This window comes from Citrobacter sp. wls826 (genome assembly GCF_005281245.1).
Taxonomy (GTDB): domain Bacteria; phylum Pseudomonadota; class Gammaproteobacteria; order Enterobacterales; family Enterobacteriaceae; genus Citrobacter; species Citrobacter braakii.
On the sequence record NZ_SZWS01000055.1, the window covers coordinates 59,505 to 79,592 of the forward strand.

General features: G+C 54.1%; 18 protein-coding genes. 9 read left to right on the plus strand and 9 right to left on the minus strand.

Going from position 1 to position 20,088, the window contains the following annotated elements:
- The 3 genes from FDW87_RS22830 to rluA form a co-directional block, all read left to right on the plus strand.
- On the plus strand, positions 1-1,207 hold a 1,207-nt coding region (locus FDW87_RS22830), incomplete at its 5' end, for a DNA polymerase II (RefSeq protein ID WP_252363215.1).
- A gap of 177 nt (positions 1,208-1,384) precedes the next feature.
- Positions 1,385-4,291, plus strand: a complete 2,907-nt coding sequence (gene rapA, locus FDW87_RS16110) for an RNA polymerase-associated protein RapA (protein WP_137379945.1) — start codon at positions 1,385-1,387, stop codon at positions 4,289-4,291.
- Positions 4,292-4,302: 11 nt separating this feature from the next.
- Positions 4,303-4,962, plus strand: a complete 660-nt coding sequence (rluA, locus tag FDW87_RS16115; protein WP_016151668.1) for a bifunctional tRNA pseudouridine(32) synthase/23S rRNA pseudouridine(746) synthase RluA — start codon at positions 4,303-4,305, stop codon at positions 4,960-4,962.
- Positions 4,963-5,057: 95 nt separating this feature from the next.
- Here the strand turns inward: rluA and djlA are convergent, their stop codons facing one another.
- Positions 5,058-5,873, minus strand: a complete 816-nt coding sequence (gene djlA / locus FDW87_RS16120) for a co-chaperone DjlA (RefSeq protein ID WP_005124510.1) — start codon at positions 5,871-5,873, stop codon at positions 5,058-5,060.
- Between the two features lie 343 nt (positions 5,874-6,216).
- On the opposite strand from djlA, the gene lptD reads away from it, so the two are divergent.
- The 6 genes from lptD to apaH are packed head-to-tail and all read left to right on the plus strand — an operon-like array spanning position 6,217 to position 12,962.
- Complete coding sequence (gene lptD, locus FDW87_RS16125) at positions 6,217-8,577, plus strand: LPS assembly protein LptD (RefSeq protein ID WP_016155673.1); 2,361 nt, start codon at positions 6,217-6,219, stop codon at positions 8,575-8,577.
- A gap of 53 nt (positions 8,578-8,630) precedes the next feature.
- Complete coding sequence (gene surA / locus FDW87_RS16130) at positions 8,631-9,917, plus strand: peptidylprolyl isomerase SurA (RefSeq protein ID WP_016155672.1); 1,287 nt, start codon at positions 8,631-8,633, stop codon at positions 9,915-9,917.
- Positions 9,917-10,909 (plus strand): 4-hydroxythreonine-4-phosphate dehydrogenase PdxA, encoded by a 993-nt coding sequence (pdxA, locus tag FDW87_RS16135; RefSeq protein WP_047417234.1) that lies wholly within the window; start codon positions 9,917-9,919, stop codon positions 10,907-10,909. The genes surA and pdxA overlap by 1 nt, the downstream gene beginning before the upstream one ends.
- Complete coding sequence (gene rsmA, locus FDW87_RS16140; RefSeq protein ID WP_003018865.1) at positions 10,902-11,723, plus strand: 16S rRNA (adenine(1518)-N(6)/adenine(1519)-N(6))-dimethyltransferase RsmA; 822 nt, start codon at positions 10,902-10,904, stop codon at positions 11,721-11,723. The genes pdxA and rsmA overlap by 8 nt, the downstream gene beginning before the upstream one ends.
- Positions 11,724-11,725: 2 nt before the next feature.
- Positions 11,726-12,103 (plus strand): Co2+/Mg2+ efflux protein ApaG, encoded by a 378-nt coding sequence (gene apaG / locus FDW87_RS16145; RefSeq protein ID WP_003018867.1) that lies wholly within the window; start codon positions 11,726-11,728, stop codon positions 12,101-12,103.
- A gap of 10 nt (positions 12,104-12,113) precedes the next feature.
- Positions 12,114-12,962: a bis(5'-nucleosyl)-tetraphosphatase (symmetrical) ApaH gene (gene apaH, locus FDW87_RS16150; RefSeq protein ID WP_016151663.1), complete on the plus strand. Its 849-nt coding sequence runs from the start codon at positions 12,114-12,116 to the stop codon at positions 12,960-12,962.
- Between the two features lie 94 nt (positions 12,963-13,056).
- Here the strand turns inward: apaH and folA are convergent, their stop codons facing one another.
- The 8 genes from folA to FDW87_RS22835 all read right to left on the minus strand — a co-directional run.
- A complete protein-coding gene (gene folA, locus FDW87_RS16155; protein ID WP_016151662.1) occupies positions 13,057-13,536 on the minus strand; it encodes a type 3 dihydrofolate reductase in 480 nt (159 codons plus the stop codon).
- 198 nt (positions 13,537-13,734) lie between these two features.
- Positions 13,735-15,597 carry a glutathione-regulated potassium-efflux system protein KefC gene (kefC, locus tag FDW87_RS16160; protein WP_016151661.1) on the minus strand — a complete coding sequence of 621 codons (1,863 nt, stop codon included), beginning with the start codon at positions 15,595-15,597 and terminating at the stop codon, positions 13,735-13,737.
- Complete coding sequence (kefF, locus tag FDW87_RS16165) at positions 15,590-16,120, minus strand: glutathione-regulated potassium-efflux system oxidoreductase KefF (protein WP_016151660.1); 531 nt, start codon at positions 16,118-16,120, stop codon at positions 15,590-15,592. Before kefF ends, kefC begins: the two co-directional genes overlap by 8 nt.
- Positions 16,121-16,223: 103 nt before the next feature.
- Positions 16,224-16,457: a YgdI/YgdR family lipoprotein gene (locus tag FDW87_RS16170; protein WP_003018880.1), complete on the minus strand. Its 234-nt coding sequence runs from the start codon at positions 16,455-16,457 to the stop codon at positions 16,224-16,226.
- Between the two features lie 90 nt (positions 16,458-16,547).
- Complete coding sequence (locus FDW87_RS16175) at positions 16,548-17,891, minus strand: MFS transporter (RefSeq protein WP_019078353.1); 1,344 nt, start codon at positions 17,889-17,891, stop codon at positions 16,548-16,550.
- Between the two features lie 109 nt (positions 17,892-18,000).
- Positions 18,001-18,288, minus strand: a complete 288-nt coding sequence (gene fixX / locus FDW87_RS16180) for a ferredoxin-like protein FixX (RefSeq protein ID WP_000203736.1) — start codon at positions 18,286-18,288, stop codon at positions 18,001-18,003.
- A complete protein-coding gene (locus tag FDW87_RS16185) occupies positions 18,285-19,571 on the minus strand; it encodes an FAD-dependent oxidoreductase (RefSeq protein WP_137379946.1) in 1,287 nt (428 codons plus the stop codon). Before FDW87_RS16185 ends, fixX begins: the two co-directional genes overlap by 4 nt.
- A gap of 49 nt (positions 19,572-19,620) precedes the next feature.
- Positions 19,621-20,088, minus strand: a 468-nt coding sequence (locus FDW87_RS22835; RefSeq protein ID WP_252363216.1) for an FAD-binding protein, incomplete at its 5' end; no start/stop codon positions are given.

Here is a 20,088-nt window from a genome sequence, read left to right on the forward strand (position 1 = left end):
CCGGGCGGGCTATGTGGCACCGAATCTGGGGGAGGTTCCCGCGCACGCCAGCCCCGGTGGCTACGTGATGGACTCGCGCCCGGGTTTGTACGACTCCGTGCTGGTGCTGGATTACAAAAGCCTGTACCCGTCAATTATTCGTACTTTTTTGATCGATCCAGTGGGACTTATCGAAGGGATGGCACAGCCGGATCGGGAACACAGTACCGAGGGGTTCCTTGACGCCTGGTTCTCACGCGAAAAGCACTGTCTGCCGGAAATTGTTACCCAGATCTGGCATGGGCGCGATGAAGCCAAACGCCGCGGCAATAAGCCGCTCTCACAGGCGCTGAAAATCATCATGAACGCGTTTTACGGCGTGCTTGGCACCACCGCCTGCCGCTTTTTCGACCCGAGGCTGGCTTCGTCTATCACCATGCGCGGTCACGCGATCATGCGTCAGACCAAAGCGCTGATTGAGGCTCAGGGTTACGACGTCATCTATGGCGACACCGACTCCACCTTTGTCTGGCTTAAAAAGGCGCACTCGGAAGACGATGCGGCCCGGATTGGTCGGGAGCTGGTGAGCTATGTCAACAACTGGTGGGCGCAATCGCTGAAGCAGCAAAACCTGACCAGCGCGCTGGAGCTGGAATTTGAAACCCACTTTTGTCGCTTTCTGATGCCGACCATTCGCGGTGCAGATACCGGCAGCAAAAAACGCTACGCCGGAATGATTCAGTCAGGTGCTGAGCAACGCATGGTATTTAAAGGTCTGGAAACGGTACGCACCGACTGGACGCCGCTGGCCCAGCAGTTTCAGCAGGAGCTGTACCTGCGAATTTTTCGTAACGAGCCTTATCAAGAGTTTGTTCGCGAGACTATCGACCGTCTAATGGCGGGTGAACTGGATGAACACCTGGTGTACCGCAAACGCCTGCGCCGCCCGTTGAGCGAATACCAGCGGAATGTTCCGCCGCACGTTCGCGCCGCACGGCTCGCCGATGAGCAGAACGTCAAACTGGGGCGTCCGCAGCAGTATCAGAATCGTGGCACGATTAAATATGTCTGGACGATAAATGGACCTGAGCCTGTTGATTATCAGCTATCTGCACTTGATTACGAGCATTATCTGACCCGCCAGATCCAGCCGGTTGCCGAGGGAATTCTTCCCTTTATTGACGATAATTTTGCTACACTACTCACAGGACAACTGGGGTTATTTTGACGCGTGACGAAACCGCCGCCATCCAGTACCATAGCGCCCTTTCCATTCCTGGACCCATTTAACACCCCTACCACTGATTTATTAGCCTGGTAGCGGGGTCGTATGCTCTCAATAACGGGGACTAGCCCGGAAAATGACGAGTATTGCCTGCAATTAAAGATATAGAGCCGAACATATATGCCTTTTACACTTGGTCAACGCTGGATCAGCGATACAGAAAGCGAATTGGGACTTGGTACTGTTGTCGCCATGGATGCGCGAACCGTCACTTTACTTTTCTCATCGACGGGTGAAAACCGTCTGTATGCGCGCAGTGATTCCCCCGTGACCCGCGTGATGTTCAACCCTGGCGACACGATCACGAGCCATGAAGGCTGGCAACTGCATGTCGATGAAGTAAAAGAAGAAAACGGCCTGCTTGCCTATATCGGAACCCGCCTTGATACCGAAGAAACCGGTGTAATGCTGCGTGAAGTGCTGCTCGACAGCAAACTGGTTTTCAGTAAACCCCAGGATCGCCTGTTTGCCGGCCAGATTGACCGTATGGACCGCTTTGCGCTGCGCTATCGCGCACGTAAATTTCAGAGCGAACAGTACCGTATGCCGTGGAGTGGTTTGCGTGGTCAACGTACCAGCCTGATCCCCCACCAGCTCAACATTGCCCATGATGTCGGCCGTCGTCATGCCCCTCGCGTGCTGCTGGCTGACGAAGTGGGTTTAGGTAAAACCATTGAAGCTGGGATGATCCTGCATCAACAGCTGCTGTCAGGCGCCGCGGAGCGCGTGCTGATCATCGTCCCGGAGACGTTACAGCACCAGTGGCTGGTCGAAATGCTGCGTCGTTTCAACCTGCGCTTTGCGCTGTTTGATGATGAGCGTTATGCCGAAGCGCAGCACGATGCCTACAACCCGTTTGAAACCGAACAGTTGGTTATCTGTTCGCTGGACTTTGCCCGTCGCAGTAAACAGCGTCTGGAGCACCTGTGTGATGCCGAGTGGGATCTGCTGATTGTCGATGAAGCCCATCACCTGGTGTGGAGCGAAGACGCGCCCAGCCGTGAATATATGGCCGTTGAGCAGCTGGCAGAGCGCGTACCAGGCATCCTGCTGCTGACCGCAACGCCGGAACAATTGGGCCTGGAAAGCCACTTTGCGCGCCTGCGCCTACTGGATCCAAGCCGCTTCCACGATTTCGCCCAGTTTGTTGAAGAACAGAAAAATTACCGTCCGGTCGCCGATGCCGTTGCCATGTTACTGGCTGGCAACAAGCTGAGTAACAATGAGCTGAACATGTTAGGTGACATGATTGGCGAACAGGACATTGAGCCGTTATTGCAGGCGGCAAACAGCGACAGCGAAGACGCCCAGAGCGCGCGTCAGGAGCTGGTTTCGATGCTGATGGACCGCCACGGCACCAGCCGCGTGCTGTTCCGAAATACCCGTAACGGTGTGAAAGGCTTCCCTAAACGCGAGCTGCATACCATCAAATTGCCGTTGCCAACCCAATACCAGACGGCCATTAAAGTCTCCGGCATTATGGGCGCGCGTAAGAGTGCGGAAGACCGCGCGCGCGACATGCTCTACCCGGAGCAGATTTATCAGGAATTCGAAGGCGACACCGGCACCTGGTGGAACTTTGACCCGCGCGTGGAATGGCTGATGGGCTACCTGACCAGCCACCGCTCGCAAAAAGTTCTGGTTATCTGCGCGAAAGCCACCACTGCGCTTCAGCTGGAGCAGGTTCTGCGCGAGCGCGAAGGTATCCGCGCCGCCGTATTCCATGAAGGGATGTCGATCATTGAACGTGACCGCGCTGCGGCCTGGTTTAGCGAAGAAGATAGCGGCGCCCAGGTGATGCTGTGCTCTGAAATCGGCTCCGAAGGGCGTAACTTCCAGTTCGCCAGCCATCTGGTGATGTTTGATCTGCCTTTCAATCCGGACCTGCTGGAACAGCGTATTGGCCGTCTGGACCGTATTGGTCAGGTGCATGATATCCAGATCCACGTTCCATACCTGGAAAAAACCGCGCAATCCGTGCTGGTGCGTTGGTACCACGAAGGTCTGGATGCGTTCGAACACACTTGCCCGACCGGACGTACCATCTATGACACGGTATATAACAATCTAATCGGCTACCTGGCTGAGCCAGAAAACACCGATGGCTTTGACGATCTGATCAAAACCTGTCGCGAACAGCATGACGCGCTGAAAGCGCAGCTGGAGCAAGGTCGCGATCGCCTGCTGGAGATTCACTCTAACGGCGGCGAAAAAGCGCTGGCGCTGGCTGAGAGTATTGAAGAACAGGACGACGATACCAGCCTGATCGCCTTCGCCATGAACCTGTTTGATATCGTTGGTATTAATCAGGATGACCGTGGCGACAATTTGATCGTGCTGACACCGTCCGATCATATGCTGGTGCCGGATTTCCCTGGGCTGCCGGAAGATGGCTGTACCATTACGTTTGAGCGTGATGTTGCCCTGTCGCGTGAAGACGCGCAGTTTATTACCTGGGAGCATCCGCTGATCCGTAATGGTCTGGATCTGATCCTCTCCGGCGACACAGGAAGCAGCACCATTTCTTTGCTGAAAAACAAAGCATTACCGGTCGGTACTCTGCTGGTTGAACTGGTCTACGTCGTTGAAGCGCAAGCGCCAAAACAGCTGCAGTTAAACCGCTTCCTGCCGCCAACGCCGGTACGCATGCTACTGGACAAAAACGGCAACAACCTTGCCGCGCAGGTTGAATTCGAAACCTTTAACCGTCAGCTCAGCGCCGTTAACCGCCACACCGGCAGTAAACTGGTCAACGCCGTACAGCAGGATGTGCATGCCATTCTGCAACTCGGTGAAGCGCAGGTAGAAAAATCGGCCCGCGCGCTGATCGACGCGGCGCGCAAAGAAGCGGACGAGAAGCTGACGGCTGAACTCTCCCGTCTGGAAGCGCTGCGTGCCGTTAACCCGAACATCCGTGATGACGAACTCAGCGCCATTGAAAGCAATCGTCAGCTGGTGATGGAAAGCCTGGATCAGGCGGGGTGGCGTCTGGATGCCCTGCGCCTGATCGTCGTGACGCATCAGTAACGGAGCCTGACATGGGGATGGAAAACTATAATCCGCCGCAGGAACCCTGGCTGGTTATCCTGTATCAGGATGAGCACATTATGGTGGTCAACAAGCCGAGCGGCTTGTTGTCCGTGCCGGGTCGTCTGGATGAACACAAAGACAGCGTGATGACGCGTATTCAGCGCGATTACCCGCAGGCTGAATCCGTACATCGTCTGGATATGGCAACCAGCGGCGTGATTGTAGTGGCGCTAACTAAAGCGGCAGAGCGCGAGCTAAAGCGCCAGTTTCGCGAACGCGAGCCGAAGAAACAGTATGTCGCACGCGTCTGGGGACATCCCGCTCCGGCCGAGGGGCTGGTTGATTTACCGCTGATTTGCGACTGGCCGAATCGGCCAAAGCAGAAAGTGTGTTATGAGACCGGAAAATCGGCGCAGACCGAGTATGAAGTGGTGGAGTTCGCGGAAGATAACACCGCCCGGGTCGTGCTCAAACCCATTACCGGACGCTCCCACCAGTTGCGTGTGCATATGCTGGCATTAGGGCATCCGATTCTGGGCGACCGCTTCTACGCCCCGCCACAGGCCCTGGCGTTAGCGCCGCGCCTGCTGCTGCACGCAGAGATGTTAACTATCACGCATCCCGAATACGGCAACAGTATGACGTTTAAAGTTCCAGCAGATTTTTAAACGCTGGCCCCATTTAGGCCGGTGGGCTTCGCTTACCCGGCCTACATTTATTAACGTAGGCCGGATAAGGCGCTAGCTGCCATCCGGCATAACGATTATTTAAAACCTTTCTGTTCTTTAATTAGCTCGTAAGCTTTTTGAATTTCCTGTGCTTTTTGCTTCGCCATTTCCATCATTTCTGGCGGCAGGCCTTTCGCCACCAGTTTGTCCGGATGGTGCTCGCTCATCAGCTTACGGTATGCGCGCTTAATGGTGGTCGCATCATCGGTCGCTTTCACACCCAGCACATTGCAGGCGTCTTCCAGCGTCGGACCGCGTTGCGCCTGCTGCCAGCCACCGCCGCCGGACTGCTGCTGATATCCGCCGCCAAACTGGGCGCCGCCCTGCATCATGCGCAGAAACTGATCAAACTGGGTACGTGAGATCCCCAACTCTTCAGCAATCACATACAGCACTTCACGCTCGTTCGGATGCAACGACCCATCGGCAAAAGCCGCCTGGATCTGAATCTCCAGAAACATGCGGATCAGATCGAAGCGACCAAAACAGACGCTGCGAAACTGACGCATTTTTTCACGTAATGGGTAATTGTCCGATTTTCCCACCCGGAAGGCATGTTGCGCGGCGGTACGCGAGTCGCCGTGCAAATTCATTCGATCCATCAATTGACTGGCGATATGGATATCGGCTTCCGTGACGCGACCTTTGGATTTGGTCAGATGCCCCATCACCTCAAAAGTGGTGGCAAAAAACAGCGCCTGGCGTTCACGCTGGTTGGCAAACCACGCCATTTTGCGCATGCGGGCTTTGTCGAACATGTGGCCAACTAACAGGCCCAGAACCACACCCCAGAAGCCGCCGCCCATCATTAAGGCCACGGCGACACCAATTATCTTTCCCCAATACTGCATAGACTCCCCAAATCTTTCTGCTCTCAGCCAGGATATGTCCCACAATATAAGGTGCTTTTACCGATTTACGGCTGCGGTCAATTGTGGGACATCGCCTATAATTTGCATTATCATACCTGTCATTCTATGCCGTGCCTAACACCACAAACGCTATACCCGTTGGATTTCGAGTTGCAACAAGGCGGCAACGCAGTGACCAATTCGTCTGGAACGAAGATGCAGCTTGAAAGGTGGCGGGATAAAATGGGCAGGATTAATACTAGCGAAGTGAAGATGAGATAAGTTAGGCTGTGACCGTTTGTCACGCGCGACGCTACTGATGATGGAACAATAAATACAACGTATGAAAAAACGTATTCCCACTCTTCTGGCCACCATGATTGCCAGCGCCCTCTATAGCCATCAGGGTCTGGCAGCCGATCTCGCCTCACAGTGTATGCTGGGCGTGCCAAGCTATGACCGTCCTCTGGTACAGGGCGAGACTAATGAATTACCCGTCACCATCACTGCTGACAACGCGAAAGGGAATTACCCGGATGACGCGGTGTTTACCGGCAATGTGGACATCGCACAGGGTAACAGCCGCCTGCAGGCCGACGAAGTGCAGCTTCATCAGAAGCAGGCAGAAGGCCAGCCGGAGCCAGTTCGTACCGTCGATGCGCTGGGCAATGTCCATTATGATGACAATCAGGTTATTCTGAAGGGGCCGAAGGGCTGGTCTAATCTGAATACCAAAGATACCAACATCTGGGAAGGTGATTATCAGATGGTAGGTCGTCAGGGGCGAGGAAAAGCCGATCTGATGAAACAGCGTGGGGAAAACCGCTATACCATTCTGGAAAACGGTAGCTTCACCTCCTGTCTGCCAGGTTCCAATACCTGGAGCGTCGTCGGTAGCGAAGTCATTCACGACCGTGAAGAACAGGTCGCAGAGATCTGGAACGCCCGTTTTAAACTGGGTCCGGTTCCGGTCTTTTACAGTCCTTATTTACAGTTACCCGTCGGCGATAAGCGTCGCTCTGGTTTCCTGATCCCGAACGCAAAATACTCTACCAATAACTATTTTGAGTTCTATCTCCCGTATTATTGGAACATTGCGCCCAATATGGACGCCACCATCACGCCGCATTATATACATCGTCGTGGCGGTATCATGTGGGAGAACGAATTCCGCTACCTCACCCAGGCGGGCGCAGGTCTGATGGAGTTCGACTATCTGAATTCCGATAAAGTGTACGAGGATGAACACCCGAAGGATGACAATTCCCGCCGCTGGCTGTTCTACTGGCAGCACGCCGGTGTAATGGATCAGGTGTGGCGTTTTAACGTCGACTACACCAAGGTCAGCGATTCCAGCTACTTTAACGATTTTGATAATAAATACGGTTCCAGTACTGACGGCTACGCCACGCAAAAATTCAGCGTCGGCTATGCGGTACAAAACTTTGATGCGACAGTTTCGACCAAGCAGTTCCAGGTCTTTGACGATCAGAACAACAGTAGCTATTCCGCTCAGCCGCAGTTAGACGTCAACTACTACCAGAATGACGTGGGCCCGTTTGACACCCGGATTTATGGGCAGGCGGTCCATTTCGTTAATTCCAACGACAACATGCCAGAAGCGACGCGTGTTCACCTCGAACCGACCATCAACCTGCCATTGTCGAATAACTGGGGAAGTATCAATACCGAAGCGAAACTGCTGGCAACGCACTATCAGCAAACTAACCTGGATTGGTACAACAACAACCCGAGTAACGTTAACAAGCTCGATGATTCCGCCAACCGCGTCATGCCGCAGTTTAAAGTTGACGGCAAGATGATCTTCGAGCGCGACATGAACATGTTAGCGCCGGGCTATACCCAAACGCTGGAGCCCCGTGCTCAGTACCTGTATGTACCGTATCGCGACCAAAGTCATATCTATAACTATGACTCGTCCCTGCTGCAATCTGACTACAGCGGCCTGTTCCGCGATCGTACCTATGGCGGTCTGGACCGCATCGCATCTGCCAACCAGGTAACGACCGGGGTCACATCTCGCGTTTATGATGACGCGGCCGTTGAACGTTTTAATATTTCTGTGGGTCAAATCTACTATTTCACCGAGTCTCGCACTGGCGATGACAACATTAAATGGGAGAATGACGACAAAACGGGCTCACTGGTATGGGCTGGCGACACCTACTGGCGCATCTCCGATCGCTGGGGCTTACGCAGTGGGATCCAGTACGACACGCGTCTGGACAGCGTTGCAACCAGCAGCAGCAGTATCGAATACCGCCGCGACGAAAACCGTATGCTGCAGCTGAACTACCGTTATGCCAGCTCTGAATATATCCAGGCAACCCTGCCGTCTTACTACTCTACAGCAGAGCAGTATAAAAACGGGATTTCACAGGTGGGCGCGGTAGCAAGCTTCCCGATCGCCGACCGCTGGTCGATTGTCGGGGCTTACTACTTTGATACCAACGTGAACAAAGAAGCGGATTCCATGCTGGGTCTGCAGTACAACTCCTGCTGTTACGCCATTCGCTTCGGCTACGAACGTAAGCTGAACGGCTGGGATGACACTCAGAAACATGCAGTTTATGACAACACGATCGGCTTTAATATCGAACTACGCGGCCTGAGTTCCAACTACGGTCTCGGCACCAACCAAATGTTACGTTCTAACATTTTGCCGTATCAAAGCTCTTTATGATCTGATTGATTTACAACGTAATCCGCTTTGCGGTTAATTGAAATGGAAAAAGTATGAAGAACTGGAAAACGCTGCTTCTCGGTATCGCCATGATCGCGAATACCAGTTTCGCTGCCCCGCAGGTAGTCGATAAAGTCGCAGCCGTCGTCAATAACGGCGTCGTTCTGGAAAGCGACGTCGATGGCTTAATGCAGTCAGTAAAACTTAATGCGGGTCAGGCTGGTCAACAATTACCGGACGACGCCACGCTGCGTCATCAGATCCTGGAACGTTTGATCATGGATCAAATCCTCCTGCAGATGGGTCAGAAGATGGGTGTTAAAATCTCTGACGAGCAACTGGATCAGGCAATTGCCAACATCGCCAAGCAAAACAACATGACGCTGGATCAGATGCGCAGCCGTCTGGCACAGGATGGCTTAAGCTATTCGACCTATCGTAGCCAGATCCGCAAAGAGATGACCATCTCTGAAGTGCGGAACAACGAAGTTCGCCGTCGCGTTACTATCCTGCCTCAGGAAGTGGATGCCCTGGCGCAGCAGGTCGGCAACCAAAACGATGCCAGCACCGAGCTGAACCTGAGCCACATTCTGATCCCATTACCGGAAAACCCAACTTCTGACCAGGTTAACGCGGCTGAAAGTCAGGCGCGCTCTGTTGTTGATGAAGCGCGTAACGGTAGCGATTTCGGCAAACTGGCTATCACCTATTCCGCTGACCAGCAGGCGCTGAAAGGCGGCCAGATGGGTTGGGGACGTATTCAGGAGCTGCCGGGCATCTTTGCCCAGGCGCTAAGCACCGCGAAAAAAGGCGATATCATCGGCCCAATTCGTTCTGGTGTCGGCTTCCACATCCTGAAAGTTAACGATATGCGTGGTCAAAGCCAGAGCATCTCCGTGACTGAAGTTCATGCCCGCCATATTCTGCTCAAGCCATCGCCGATCATGACCGATCAACAGGCGCGTCTGAAGCTGGAACAAATCGCAGCTGATATTAAGAGCGGTAAAACAACCTTCGCGGCAGCGGCTAAAGAATTTTCTCAGGATCCGGGTTCTGCCAACCAGGGCGGCGATCTGGGCTGGGCTGCAGCGGATATTTTCGATCCCGCTTTCCGCGATGCGCTGACCAAACTTCACAAAGGCCAGATGAGTACCCCGGTGCACTCCTCTTTCGGGTGGCATCTGATCGAGCTGCTGGACACGCGTAACGTTGATAAAACTGACGCGGCGCAGAAAGACAGAGCTTATCGTATGCTGATGAACCGTAAATTCTCGGAAGAAGCGGCAACCTGGATGCAGGAACAGCGCGCCAGCGCCTACGTTAAAGTTCTGAGCAACTAATGACTCGTATTCAACGCGTTGTGATCACTCCCGGCGAACCCGCCGGGATTGGCCCGGACCTGGTGGTTCAGCTCGCCCAACGTGAGTGGCCTGTAGAACTCGTTGTCTGTGCGGATGCCGCACTCCTCAGTGACCGGGCAGCAATGCTCGGTTTACCGCTTTCACTCCTCCCATACTCTCCAGATACCCCAGCCAGACCGCAATCAGCAGGTACGTTGACGCTGTTGCCGATTGCGCTGCGGGCGCCTGTTATCGCGGGTCAGTTGGCGGTAGAGAACGGACAATATGTGGTGGATACGCTGGCTCGCGCCTGCGATGGTTGTCTGCAAGGTGAGTTTGCGGCGCTGATTACCGGTCCGGTGCACAAAGGCGTAATCAATGACGCAGGCGTCCCGTTTACCGGACATACCGAGTTTTTTGAAGAGCGCTCACATGCGAAGAAAGTCGTCATGATGCTGGCGACTGAAGCGCTGCGCGTTGCCCTGGCAACCACTCATTTGCCGCTCAGAGCCGTTGCCGACGCCATTACGCCTGCTCTGCTTAAAGAAGTGATCGGTATTTTGCATCATGATTTGCGCACCAAGTTTGGCATTACCGATCCGCATATTCTGGTGTGCGGTCTTAACCCGCATGCCGGTGAAGGTGGTCATATGGGAACGGAAGAGATAGACACCCTCATTCCGGTCCTTGATGAACTGCGTGCGCAGGGGATGAAATTAAACGGCCCGCTGCCCGCAGATACGCTGTTTCAGCCCAAATATCTCGACCACGCGGATGCCGTGCTGGCAATGTACCACGATCAGGGTCTCCCCGTGCTAAAATACCAGGGATTTGGTCGCGGTGTGAATATCACGCTGGGCCTGCCCTTTATTCGCACATCCGTCGATCACGGCACCGCGCTTGAACTTGCGGGTCGTGGGCAAGCAGATGTCGGCAGTTTTATTACGGCGCTTAATCTCGCCATCAAAATGATTGTTAATACCAATGAATAATCGAGTCCATCAGGGCCACTTAGCCCGTAAACGTTTCGGGCAAAACTTCCTCAACGATCAGTTTGTGATCGAAAGTATTGTCTCTGCTATCAACCCGCAGAAAGGTCAGGCTATGGTCGAAATCGGCCCGGGCCTGGCAGCGTTGACCGAACCTGTAGGCGAACGCCTGGACAAGCTCACGGTCATTGAGCTGGACCGCGATCTCGCCGCCCGCCTGCAAACACACCCGTTTTTAGGGCCGAAGCTGACGATTTATCAGCAAGATGCCATGACCATGAACTTCGGCGAACTCGCACAAACGATGGGTCAGCCGCTGCGCGTATTCGGCAACCTGCCGTATAACATCTCCACGCCGCTCATGTTCCATCTTTTTTCCTATACTGATGCCATCGCCGACATGCATTTCATGTTGCAAAAAGAGGTGGTTAACCGTCTGGTTGCAGGGCCAAACAGTAAAGCGTATGGTCGATTAAGCGTCATGGCGCAGTATTACTGCAATGTGATCCCGGTACTTGAAGTGCCGCCATCCGCATTTACGCCTGCGCCTAAAGTCGATTCCGCCGTGGTACGTCTGGTCCCTCACGCGACAATGCCGTACCCCGTTAAAGATGTTCGTGTGCTGAGCCGTATTACCACTGAAGCGTTTAATCAGCGTCGCAAAACGGTACGTAATAGTCTCGGCAACCTGTTTAGCGTTGAAGTACTGACAGAGCTGGGCGTTGATCCGGCGATGCGAGCGGAAAATATCTCTGTCGCGCAATACTGCCGGATGGCTAACTATCTGTCAGAAAACGCGCCATCGAAGGAGAGTTAAACATGATCAATTCGCCCCGAGTGTGCATTCAGGTACAAAGCGTCTACATTGAGGCGCAATCCTCACCTGATGATGAACGTTACGTTTTTGCTTATACCGTGACTATCCGCAATTTGGGGCGAGCGCCTGTGCAGCTGTTGGGGCGTTATTGGTTAATCACCAATGGTCATGGCCGTGAAACCGAAGTTCAGGGCGAAGGCGTGGTGGGCGTTCAGCCCCACATCGAACCTGGCGAAGAGTACCAGTACACCAGCGGTGCGGTGATTGAAACACCGCTGGGCACCATGCAGGGTCATTACGAAATGATCGATGAGCAAGGGATCGCCTTTACCATCGACATTCCCGTGTTCCGACTCGCCGTTCCTACACTCATTCATTAAAACAATAGCTATGGCAACATACCTCATTGGCGACGTTCACGGTTGTTACGATGAACTGGTAGCCTTGCTGCACCAGGTTGACTTTAATCCAGAACAAGACACCTTATGGCTCACCGGCGATCTGGTCGCGCGTGGGCCGGGGTCGTTAGACGTTTTGCGCTACGTTAAATCGCTGGGCGACAGCGTGCGGTTAGTCCTCGGTAATCACGATTTACACCTGTTGGCCGTGTTTGCTGGCATCAGCCGTAATAAACCGAAAGACCGGCTCACGCCGCTGCTTGAGGCACCGGATGCTGACACGCTGCTTAACTGGCTACGTCGTCAGCCGCTGTTGCAGGTTGATGAAGAGAAGAAACTGGTCATGGCGCATGCAGGGATTACCCCACAGTGGGATCTGCAGACGGCGAAGGACTGTGCTCGCGACGTTGAAGCCGTGCTGTCGAGCGACTCTTATCCATTCTTTCTTGATGCCATGTACGGCGACATGCCAAATAACTGGACCCCGGAGCTGACGGGGCTGGCGCGCCTGCGTTTTATTACCAACGCGTTTACCCGCATGCGTTACTGCTTCCCCAATGGTCAGTTGGACATGTACAGCAAAGAGTCGCCAGAAGATGCGCCTGCCCCGCTGAAGCCGTGGTTTGCCATTCCTGGACCGGTCAGTGAAGCCTATAGCATTGCATTCGGGCACTGGGCATCGCTGGAGGGCAAAGGCACGCCAGAAGGTATTTACGCGTTAGATACGGGGTGTTGCTGGGGCGGGGATCTCACCTGTCTGCGCTGGGAAGACAAACAGTACTTTGTACAGCCATCAAATCGCCATCTGAATCTGGATCCCGGCGAGGCCGTCAACGCCTGATAGTCGTCTGCCGGATGGCGGTGCTTACACCTTATCCGGCAAACGAATGTGCAATCTGTAGGCCTGATTAGCGCAACGCCATCAGGCATCCACATTAACGACGTTCCAAAATCTCGAAGCAGTAGCTGTGGGAGTTTTGCGCGTCAGCATCGTGGAATTCACTGAACACCGATTCCCAGTCATCTGGTTCGTAGTCCGGGAAATGCGTATCCCCTTCAACTTCCGCATCAATGTGTGTCAGATACAGTTTCTGCGCTTTCGGCAGGAACTGCTCATACACACGCCCACCGCCAATAACCATAATTTCAGGTTCATCGCCACAGGCCGCGATCGCTTCCTCAACAGACTTCACCCACTGCACGCGATCGTCGGTGCCAGGCTTGCTGCTGATGACGATATTTTTACGCCCTGGCAACGGTCGCCCGATGGATTCCCACGTGTGGCGTCCCATGACAACCGGCTTGTTTAAGGTATTACGTTTAAACCAGGCGAGATCGGCAGGTAGGTTCCATGGCATGGCATTTTCCATACCGATGACGCGATCTACCGCTAACGCCGCAATCAGACTGATCATTGAATGTTTCCCGGATACAAAAAAATTGTCGCCACTATACGGAAAGCGCAATCTTTCGTCGACTGGCGGAAAGAGGATGAGCATGAAAATTTTCCGTTCTGCTGGCGAACCGACCTATTTAAGGTGGTACGCCAGCATTACAGTAGTTCAAAAACAGCCAATTAGCAGTAAAGTTTGCAGAACATCACATTTTTTACCCTATGCTGACGGTTTCACTTCCGGCTCATCGGCGACGTCGCCCGTATGCTTACCTTCATCCGTGCCTTGCCAGCCATGGCGTTGAATTAATGATAAGTGCTGACGATCTTCCGCAATAATTTCACTCAGCATTTCGCTGGTGCGTTTATATACCGCCGCGCGGGACGTTGCGTCATTTTCCCCTTTCACCATCTCCTCAACCATCAGCGTGTTGAAGCGGCGGAATACATCGGCCCGCTCACGCGCTTCATAGCGTCCAAGCCCAAGACCTTCCAGTGCCAAACGTCCGGTCTTCAGCGCGCCCTCAAAGGTTTCACGTTCCGGCATCTCCACGCCAGCCTGGCGCAGGCGGATGTAATGATCCACGTCGCGCGCACGGGCAATAATTTGCAGATGCGGGAAATACTGTTTCACCATTTCGGTCAGTTGCAGGCTGGTTTGCGGATCGTCAATGGCGTTAATAATAACTTCAGCTTTAGCCGCCCCGGCAGACTCCAGCAGATCCATCCGCGTCGCATCGCCATAGAAAACCTTCATGCCGAATTTACGCAGCGTTTCGATATGGTCCGGGTCATGATCAAGAACCACCATTTTGACCCCGCTTGACAACAACAGACGACCGGTTATCTGACCAAATCGCCCAAACCCGGCGATGATCACCCGAGGTTGTTCCTCGTCGATTTCATCTGCTTCCCGCTCTTCACCGGTCGCCGATTTTTCCAGACGCGTCAGAATTACCAGTAAAATCGGCGTCGCCGCCATCGACAGCGCCACCGCCAGCGTCAGCGATTTCGCCCAATCAGGATCAAGCACGTTTGCCATTTGCGCCGCGCCAAACACCACGAATGCAAACTCACTGCCCTGCCCTAATAACACGGCAAACCATCTGCGCTGCTTGTTCGGCACCTGTAAGGGTTTCGCTATCAGCCACAGCATGACGGTTTTGATAACCAGGAAACCGACCAACAGAATGATAATGCGCAAGGGATTATCAATCAGCGTACCAAAGTCGATAGACATCCCGACGCCGATGAAAAACAGTCCCAGCAGCAGCCCTTTAAATGGCTCGATATCGCTTTCCAGCGCGTGACGATACTCAGAGCTTGCCAGCAGCACGCCAGCCAGGAACGCCCCCATCGCCATCGACAGTCCAACCTCTTCCAACAGCAGACCGAAGCCAAAAACGAGGAACAGCGCAACGGCACTGAATACTTCCCGCAGGCCAGAACGAGCGACAAAACGCAAGGCCGGACGCGTCACATAACGCCCCAGCAACACCACCAGCACCAGGGCGCTCGCCACTTTAAGGGCGGAGAGCGCAAACGCCCCAAGCGTTGTCGATGCGCCACTCGCCGCAAGTAATGGGATCATCGCCACCAGAGGAATAGCGGCGATATCCTGGAACAACAGCACGGCAAACGCGCTGCGTCCCATTTGCGAAACCATCAGGTTCCGCTCATTCATCGCCTGCATAGCAATAGCCGTGGAGGAAAGCGCCAGCGTCATGCCGATCAGTTCCGCTACCTGCCAGCGCAGGCCGAGGAACATACAGAACAAACCAATCAGACCGCCGCATACCACCATCTGCAGCGCACCACCACCGAACACCGAGGCCCGCAGTTTCCACAAACGTTGCGGATCCAGCTCCAGACCGATGACAAACAGCATCAACACCACGCCAATCTCGGCAAAATGCAGGATTGATTCAGCGTCGGTCACCATCCTCAGACCCCATGGTCCAATAATGCACCCTGCGATGAGATACCCCAGCACTGATCCTAGCCCCAGTCGCACGGCAATGGGGACAATCAGCGCCGCCGATCCGAGATAAATCAGCGCCTGTATTAGCGTATGGTTATCCATGATGAACCTCCTGCCACTCCAACAGACGCTGTTTGTAATGACGCGCCTGCGCCTGCAGAGTTTCATCATCACAGATAAACGTACAGTGCATCGCAAACGGCGGCAGCCATTTGAGGCCACAGTAGAGCGCCGTTGCCTGTAAAGGCTGGGAAAGCACATCAAATCCGGGATGGGAGCCAATATCAAAGTGGTTTTCGCCGCCGCCGGTCGTCACTGCCCACAGCAGATGTTTACCGTGGAGCGCAGTCCCGCCGTGGCCATACGCCCAACCGTGCGAAAGGACCTTATCCATCCACAGCTTGAGTAAGGGAGGAGTGCTATACCATTGCATAGGATGCTGCCAGATAATCAAATCAGCGCGCGCCAGCGCATCCTGTTCAGCGGCAATATCGATATTGAAGTCGGGGTAGAGCTGGTAGAGCGAGCGGATCTCCACGCCCTCCAGCATCCTTGCCTGTTCAAGCATCCGCTTATTCGCATGCGAGTGCTGCGGATAGGGATGCGCATAAATGATGAGGATCATGATTAGCCTGTTTCACTGCATTATTGTAATAACAGTGAGTTTAGTCAGTTAATCCGCAGGCTAACAGTCAATATTATTGAGTGGTTGAATGGAGAAAACTGAACTAGTTATCCAGTTCGCTCATATCTTTAACCTGATCGCGGTTAATTTGTTCCGTCTTACCCGTTTGCGCATTTTTGTACGACACCAGGCCTGTATCATCATCGACTTGCGGTTTGCCGTCGGTCACGATTGTTTTGCCATCGGTCGTTTTAACCGCCTGGTTCGAGGAGCAACCGGCTACGGTGAACAATGCTGCTGCGGTAAAAATAGAGGTGATCAGAATATGTTTTTGCATGGTGTTCTCCCTGCTTTTCAGTCGTTTTCAGTGATATACCCGTTAACTGTAGGCTAACTGACTGAGTTGCAGGGAAAATACAGAACACTCCTAATAACCCGCCCTGGTCACGGGTTTACTGCGGATCGTCATTTGGCTGGTTTGCGCCAGCGTCAGACCTCGCGTTTCCGGGGCGAAAGCGATGGACACGAGCAGGCCGATCAGCGAAATGCCCGCCCCCATCAGCATGACATTACTGATCCCGTATTTGGTGATGAACACCGGCAGCGCCCAGGTTGAAACAATGGTGCCGATACGGCTTAAGGACATAATCACCCCGACGGCAGACGCACGAATATCGGTGGGAAACAGTTCGTTAGGGTATAGCCATTGCAGGTTTCCTGGTCCCCCAGAGAAAAATGCGTATACGGCAAACGCCAGCACCACCAGCCACGCGCCCATATCAGGGATTAACCCCAGCACGGCCAGCGCCAGCGTCATCATAATGAAGCTGCCAATTAACAGCGGTCGTCGGCCCGCGCTATTAAGCCAGAACATGGGAGGAATGCATCCCAACATAAAGCACAAGCTGATTACCACATTTCCCAACGCGGCGCTTTTCCCGGCACCAAGCCCCAGTAGCCCCACAATCTGCGGACCAAAGGTATAAATGGCAAACATCGGGATCACCTGACAAGTCCAGATAGCGGCGACAAACAGCACAAACGGGAAATGACGGCGATTAAATAGCTGAAGAAAGCGTGTCTCCTGCGGCGCTTCTTCGTCGAACACCACCGGTTCACCGAACAGTTTGATCATCATCTCCTCACACTCTTTCACCCGACCTTTACGCAGCAGCCAGCGCGGCGATTCAGGAAGATCGAAACGCCCAATCAGGATCAAAATGCAGGGGATCACCGCGCTGCCCAACATCCAGCGCCATCCGCCCTCAACATCATACAACCAGTAGCCGACCAGATCGGCACAGGTGGCGCCGACATACCACATAGCGGCGATAAAACCGATGGAGAAAGCGCGCTGGCGGGTATTGGAAAACTCGGTGATCATCGAGGTGGCGATCGGGTAGTCGGCACCAATCACAATGCCGATCAGCACGCGCATTACCAACAGCTCAACGGGCGAGGAGACAAACATGGTTGCCGCCGATATCACGCCAATGGCGATAATATCGATAATGAACATTTTGCGCCGCCCGACCTTGTCGGAAATGTAGCCAAACAGCGACGTCCCCACAAACAGACCCGCGAGCGTACCGGCACCCAGCAGACCAATCCATTGTGCATCCAGTTTCAATGCTGGCGTGAGCTGTTCCAATGCCACGCCAATCATCACCAGCACATAACCATCCAGAAACGGCCCACCGCTTCCCCACAGCATTATCCGGCGGTGAATAGAGGTGAATTTGATGTCATCAAAGTTCCTGGGCTGCTGCATGGTTATGTCCTGTTTTATTTTAACTTAATGCCTGATGACGTTACGCTTATCAGGCCTACGCATTGTTCCTGTAGGCCGGATAAGGCGAAGCCGCCATCCGGCACCAGGTTTAGCCGTAGCGGAACTCCACGCCAAACGTCCCACGCGGGTATTCCCATTTTTCCAGCGCTGTATCCAGTCCGAGAATGCGGCACGTTCCGCATTCCAGGCATCCGGCATAATCAAAACGTACGCTACCGTCATCCTGCTTTTTATACAGGCCAGCCGGACAGGCCTTAATCAGCACCTCCAGCGCCTGTTTATCAGGATCGGTTTTGAGAATGATATGCGGACTGTCTTCATCCACATTGAACTTATTGACGCCCAGTTTGACGTCCACGTTGACGGGAGATGTCATAATACAGTCACTCCTTTCAGGCCATCTTTCATCAGGTTGATGAAGCCCACTTTCTTCGCATGGCGCAGGATTTTTTTACGCATTGGCACCGGTGCCGAACCATCCACGGTGAACAGGTCGCGCGCAATACTGACCGCCATTTCCGGATAAGCGGTAAACATGCGTGGGTTATCAAGAAAAGCGGGTAGCTTCTGATACATGCGCATATCGCGCATCGGGCCTTCGTCCAGATGCTGACGGTATTCCCCCAGCGACTGCTTGCTAAAATCGTCGCGCTTCATTGCGGAAAGTACCGTTTTCGCCGCCGCTTCACCTGCGGATATGGCGAGATCCATACCGCGAATGGTAAAGCCGAGGTTCATACACATTCCGGCTGCGTCACCAGCAATCAATACGCCGTCCCCCACCAGTTCTGGCTGCATGTTGATACCGGCTTCCGGTACGACGTGCGCGGCATATTCCACCAGCTTGCCACCGGCGATCAGCGGGGCAACCGCCGGATGCTGTTTGAAATCTTCCAGCATTTGCGGAACCGATTTTTTCGCATCTTTCAGATGATGAAGGCCGCAGACCAGTCCCAGAGAAAGGGTCGTTTCATTCGTATAGAGAAAGCCACCACCCATCAACCCATCGGTGGGCGATCCGGCAAACAGACAGGCAGCCCCTTCGTTCCCTTGTAACTGGAAACGATCTTCAATTACCGATTTCGGCAACTCGATCAGCTCTTTTACGCCGACGGCAACATGCGATGCCTCGACGCGCTTTGCCATACCCAACTTTTCAGCCAACAGAGAATTCACTCCGTCGGCAAGGATCACCACTTTGGCTTCCAGAATATCGCCATCGGCTTCCACGCCCACGACTTTGCCCTCGCGCTGCACAACGTTATCCACGCGGATACCGGTGATGAGCTGAGCGCCCGCCCCTTCGGCCTGTTCCATCAGCCAGGCGTCAAATTTACTGCGTAAGACAGAGTAAGAAACCTGCGACGATTTGGCGTCTTCGCCGTTGCAATAGTCGATGGTCATCGCCCCTTTGTCGGTCATAAAGGCGAGTTTTTCGTGGGTGATGATGCGTTCAATGGGGGCCTGCTCAGCAAAGCCGGGAATGATGTTCTCCAGGCTATGCGCATACATGCGCCCACCGGTGACATTCTTCGCGCCAGCAGAATTGCCGCGCTCGATAACCAGCACCTGTGCGCCCTCCCGAGCCAGCACCAGCGCCGCAACCGAACCCGCCAGACCTGCACCCACGATGATGGCATCAAAGATATCTTCGGACATACGTACTCCTGTCAGCGGCAGGACACCTTCGCATCCTGCCCGAAATGGTTTAACGCGCTAAAGCAGCCGTCAGCGCAGGCAGGATCTTCAGCGCATCGCCAACGATGCCAAAATCCGCATACTGGAAGATCGGCGCATTTTTATCTTTGTTGATGGCGAAAATCGTCTGCGCGCCGTTGGCGCCGACCATATGTTGGATCTGCCCGGAGATCCCCACGGCCAGATACAGTTCCGGCTTGAGCATCAGGTTGGAGATGCCGACGTAGCGTTCGTGCTCCATCCACTTCTCGTTTTCCGCCACCGGACGGGAGCACGCCAGCTCGGCACCAATCGTCTGGCACAGCGCCTCCGCCAGCGAGATATTTTCTTTGCTGCCGATCCCGCGTCCCACGCTGACCACCAGACGGGCTTTGTCGAGGTCGACGCTGTTGCTCTGACGTGCCTGAGTTGCCGTACGAGTAACGGCTACAGCCGGAGCCTGCCATGATACGGTGTGCACCTCGCCGCTGCGGGCGGT

Bases quoted from the DNA above. Each gene is read 5' to 3' on its own strand.
- djlA (WP_005124510.1), bottom strand. From the start codon at position 5,873: ATGCAGTATTGGGGAAAGATAATTGGTGTCGCCGTGGCCTTAATGATG.
- lptD (WP_016155673.1), top strand. From the start codon at position 6,217: ATGAAAAAACGTATTCCCACTCTTCTGGCCACCATGATTGCCAGCGCC.
- kefF (WP_016151660.1), bottom strand. From the start codon at position 16,120: ATGATCCTCATCATTTATGCGCATCCCTATCCGCAGCACTCGCATGCG.
- FDW87_RS16170 (WP_003018880.1), bottom strand. From the start codon at position 16,457: ATGCAAAAACATATTCTGATCACCTCTATTTTTACCGCAGCAGCATTG.
- apaG (WP_003018867.1), top strand. From the start codon at position 11,726: ATGATCAATTCGCCCCGAGTGTGCATTCAGGTACAAAGCGTCTACATT.
- pdxA (WP_047417234.1), top strand. From the start codon at position 9,917: ATGACTCGTATTCAACGCGTTGTGATCACTCCCGGCGAACCCGCCGGG.
- apaH (WP_016151663.1), top strand. From the start codon at position 12,114: ATGGCAACATACCTCATTGGCGACGTTCACGGTTGTTACGATGAACTG.
- rluA (WP_016151668.1), top strand. From the start codon at position 4,303: ATGGGGATGGAAAACTATAATCCGCCGCAGGAACCCTGGCTGGTTATC.
- kefC (WP_016151661.1), bottom strand. From the start codon at position 15,597: ATGGATAACCATACGCTAATACAGGCGCTGATTTATCTCGGATCGGCG.
- surA (WP_016155672.1), top strand. From the start codon at position 8,631: ATGAAGAACTGGAAAACGCTGCTTCTCGGTATCGCCATGATCGCGAAT.
- FDW87_RS16175 (WP_019078353.1), bottom strand. From the start codon at position 17,891: ATGCAGCAGCCCAGGAACTTTGATGACATCAAATTCACCTCTATTCAC.
- folA (WP_016151662.1), bottom strand. From the start codon at position 13,536: ATGATCAGTCTGATTGCGGCGTTAGCGGTAGATCGCGTCATCGGTATG.
- FDW87_RS16185 (WP_137379946.1), bottom strand. From the start codon at position 19,571: ATGTCCGAAGATATCTTTGATGCCATCATCGTGGGTGCAGGTCTGGCG.
- fixX (WP_000203736.1), bottom strand. From the start codon at position 18,288: ATGACATCTCCCGTCAACGTGGACGTCAAACTGGGCGTCAATAAGTTC.
- rsmA (WP_003018865.1), top strand. From the start codon at position 10,902: ATGAATAATCGAGTCCATCAGGGCCACTTAGCCCGTAAACGTTTCGGG.
- rapA (WP_137379945.1), top strand. From the start codon at position 1,385: ATGCCTTTTACACTTGGTCAACGCTGGATCAGCGATACAGAAAGCGAA.